A 3337-nucleotide genomic window follows, 5' to 3' on the forward strand; every position below is an offset into this window, starting at 1 on the left:
AACAGTTTCGTTCATTTTATCCTCTCTTTTTTGAGTTGCCTCGAGCCGCTCGCGATCAAGTGCGGCTGCAGTGGCACACGCTGATGAAATATCTGTATAGCTGTATTTTTAGAATTTTTTCTGTATGTGTAACTCATAAAATCAATTAGTTAAAAATACTAAATTACCCAAAAGCTAATTATGCAGAGATTTATCTAATATTAAGTGATGATTTCTCCTCAAGAATTTCGATTTACTTATAAAGGTTATCTCAACAAAAATGATTAAGTAGATAATTGAAAATAAGACTTAAGCAAGATTAGAATTATTTCTTGCTTGGTCTCTCAGTTGGCGCACAATATGTTCGTGATTTTTTTTAACTCCTTCATATAGCCGCTCTAGAAGAGCACGAAGACTGTCAGGCATTTCTTGTCTCAGCGCATTTTCATAGGCCATAACTGCTGCAGCTTCACCCATTTCACATTCTTCCAGTACCGCGAGATTATTTTTTTTGGTAAACGCCGTCTTAAGGTTAGTCAAAATATGGAGCAAGCCCTCTTCAGCAGATGTGCTTGTATCTGGATTACCGCCATAATGCAGTACCTCGACACTTAAAGTGTTAACGGCTTCTTCACAACTTTGTGCGCGATCCACGAAAAATGATTTCAAGGCAGGGTCACTCACATTGTTTGCACATGTTTTAAAACTGTCTGCGCTATCGCGCGAAATCTCGGTAAGTCCATTTAATAAATTTGCAATTTCTTTATTATTCATCTCATCCTCCAAAAATAAAGGCTTACATAAAATGAGGCCTAGAGTTGGTTTACGGCCCAAGACTGTTTATTCATACGCTGCTAACTTTGAATATTTAAATGGAAAACTCTTCTGTGTTAAAGAACCACTATACTTTATAGAGTCTAATCAAAAAGTATTTCTTGTAATTTCGCTTAAAATTTATTATTCAGAATATATAGCTCAAGTTTCGGAGTTCAAAATCGAATAAAATTCCACTGATCACTCCTATCCAAGGCTTCTTGCTGCAAGGTAAGATGATCTAATTGCAGAGCTTGCACAAAGAATTGATTTATGTGCACCTCAATTGCTTCCATGATCTGTTCAACGGAACAACCAAGCTGGTGCTTGATGCCCGACAAGCCATGATGGATCAGTGCCCGAAACAGCAACCATAGTTGTTTTGCGAAACTCAAATTCACGAGTCCTTCGACTAATTTATCTCTCACCTCGCTTACCCGTAATCCGATCCCTGCTTGCTTAGCGAAGACCAGCATGCAAAATCGTATGGCAGCCAGATGAGTTGACGCAATATGAGAGGCAAAACTACTGGTTTGCTCCTTTAACAGACCAAGGTGACGTTTGCTTTCCTTGAAGTAAACCTCAATACCCCAACGCAGCGCATAGATTTCCAGTATACGGCTTGCTTGCATTGCGGTATCCGTAGTGATAAACAATGCCCAATCATGTTTACCAGGTGTTTTTGCATGATCTGCCGTGGCTCCTTTAACAAACAGCAGCCGGTAAGGAATCCACTGGGGCATTTCATAGGACGACGAGGCGAGATTAAGCTCAACATCCAGCAATTTGTAGCGATAACGTGTTCCCGGAATGCTTTGCCACTGCTTGCGAACATGATGATTATATAGTGTCTTGGCATCTGCCATGGTGGTGCATCGCGCTCCATCACGGTAATAGCTATAGCGATACTGGGTTTTATCCTTCTTCATGCGCAAGATGGCCGTTAAATCGGTTGCCTATGTTAACCGTAAAGTCGTTTTATTGCCAAACCAGGCATCCGCCAGTAGATACTCTGCGGTAAAACCCTTCTGGCCCCGCACGTGCTACCATCCTGGCGGCCATTTCCGGCTTGCTCAGCAACACCGACTCCCGGTAGCGTTTGGCCACATGGCTGCGACCATCACGAAAGGGTTGCTTAAGCTCAGCAATATTCTTCTGACTGATATAAAGTTCATTATCCAGCGGGAGAAATACTTCCTCAGTGGCATAGCCTAGCGTCAGAACCTGTTGACCCTTGACCACACGCCCCGTCAAATGATCAAAATGACTGGAAATCCCAGCCATCTTTTTACCGCGCCTTGCTTTGACGGAATCATCCAGCACAAAAGCTCTGATCTCATGGCCCATCCAACTTATGCTTCATCACAACTTGTCGTGCAATCTGGTAGTGTAGGCGTCGCCAATTGACATCCTCCAGCTTAAGATAATCATACATAACATCTTTTCGTGCATCGGTAAAACTTTGCATGGATTTGCGCGAAAACATGCCAACCGAATCAACCTTTAACCACACCCACACTAACAGCAAATAAACAACTTGCGTAACCGCCACCCCCGAGCGCTTATGCAAGCCGGCGCGGTGCAGCAAAGTGGCCATATGTAATTTATTCCACAATGATGCGAAAACATTATCAATCTGCAGTTCCGAGTGGGTAAATAAATCGCCAATCAAACTTGGCAAGCTTAATGGTTTTGTGTCACGATTCATCAAAGCCTCCTTGTGGTTGGTTAAGTTCGTCAAGCAAACTAAGTTTTACCACTTAGGAGGATTTTATTGCATATTATTCAATTGGTTACTATGGCTTCTTTATCAGAAATGAATCCCGAAACTTGAGTAAATACTTTGTTTTCATTCCAGGAATGATACGCTATCAGCGTGGGGCTGCGTAACATCAGTTATTAACATCTGGGACATGTGCTCTTACTGACTCTCTAAAGCTGTCGGCAAATATGCACACTCCGAGGAAAACAATCTACTGCAGTTTCGCCCTGCATTTTTAGCAGAGTACAGGGCTTGATCTGCACGCTGAATGAGGCGATCAAGGTTATCTTCGTTAGTCATCATTTCGGCGACGCCCACACTGACCGTCACCGTCATTTTTTTACCATCGGCGATTTCGCGAGGAGCACTTATTTCTTCACGCAAATGTTCGGCAGCGGCAAGCGCTTCATGAACGGTGGTGTTCGGAAGCGTCACAATAAACTCTTCGCCACCATAACGAGCGGGAACATCTGTTTCTCGCACGTGTTCACTGATGACTTGAGCAACGTGCCTAAGGACAGTATCGCCAAATTGATGTCCGTATTTGTCGTTAATCTGCTTGAAATGATCAATATCAAAAATGAAAACAGAAAGTCGGGTTTGGTACCTTCGCGCCAAGCTGAACAGTTTTCGACTCAGTTCATAAAAATGCCGTCGATTGTTCAGTCTGGTAAGCTCATCCGTACGTGCCTTAAGTTGTTCGCGCCCAAATGCCTGCTGCAGCTCTCGATTCGCCACCTCAATGGTCAAGTTGGCCCGATGCAACTCATCCTCCGCCTTTTT

At 43.3% G+C, this 3337-nt stretch carries 5 protein-coding genes; all 5 read right to left on the reverse strand.

Annotated features, from left to right (window positions below):
- Positions 1-288 precede the first annotated feature (288 nt).
- Positions 289-753: a PA2169 family four-helix-bundle protein gene (locus tag BM122_RS20775; protein ID WP_074907523.1), complete on the reverse strand. Its 465-nt coding sequence runs from the start codon at positions 751-753 to the stop codon at positions 289-291.
- 215 nt (positions 754-968) lie between these two features.
- Positions 969-1721: a transposase gene (locus tag BM122_RS24635; protein ID WP_218152207.1), complete on the reverse strand. Its 753-nt coding sequence runs from the start codon at positions 1719-1721 to the stop codon at positions 969-971.
- Between the two features lie 49 nt (positions 1722-1770).
- The gene (locus BM122_RS24640) at positions 1771-2139 is read right to left on the reverse strand and encodes a transposase (protein ID WP_218152208.1); all 369 of its coding nucleotides are present in this window, start codon (positions 2137-2139) and stop codon (positions 1771-1773) included.
- Entirely contained in the window at positions 2129-2500 is a 372-nt protein-coding gene (locus BM122_RS24645; protein WP_218152209.1) for a hypothetical protein, read from the reverse strand. Before BM122_RS24645 ends, BM122_RS24640 begins: the two co-directional genes overlap by 11 nt.
- A 213-nt stretch (positions 2501-2713) precedes the next feature.
- The coding region (locus BM122_RS20785) for a GGDEF domain-containing protein (RefSeq protein WP_143083585.1) at positions 2714-3337 on the reverse strand (624 nt) is incomplete at its 5' end.

Source organism: Nitrosomonas communis, assembly GCF_900114745.1.
GTDB classification, from domain to species: domain Bacteria; phylum Pseudomonadota; class Gammaproteobacteria; order Burkholderiales; family Nitrosomonadaceae; genus Nitrosomonas; species Nitrosomonas communis_A.

Excerpts from the sequence above, each read along its gene's own strand:
- BM122_RS24635 (WP_218152207.1), bottom strand. The coding sequence starts at position 1,721 with ATGAAGAAGGATAAAACCCAGTATCGCTATAGCTATTACCGTGATGGA.
- BM122_RS24645 (WP_218152209.1), bottom strand. The coding sequence starts at position 2,500 with ATGAATCGTGACACAAAACCATTAAGCTTGCCAAGTTTGATTGGCGAT.
- BM122_RS24640 (WP_218152208.1), bottom strand. The coding sequence starts at position 2,139 with ATGGGCCATGAGATCAGAGCTTTTGTGCTGGATGATTCCGTCAAAGCA.
- BM122_RS20775 (WP_074907523.1), bottom strand. The coding sequence starts at position 753 with ATGAATAATAAAGAAATTGCAAATTTATTAAATGGACTTACCGAGATT.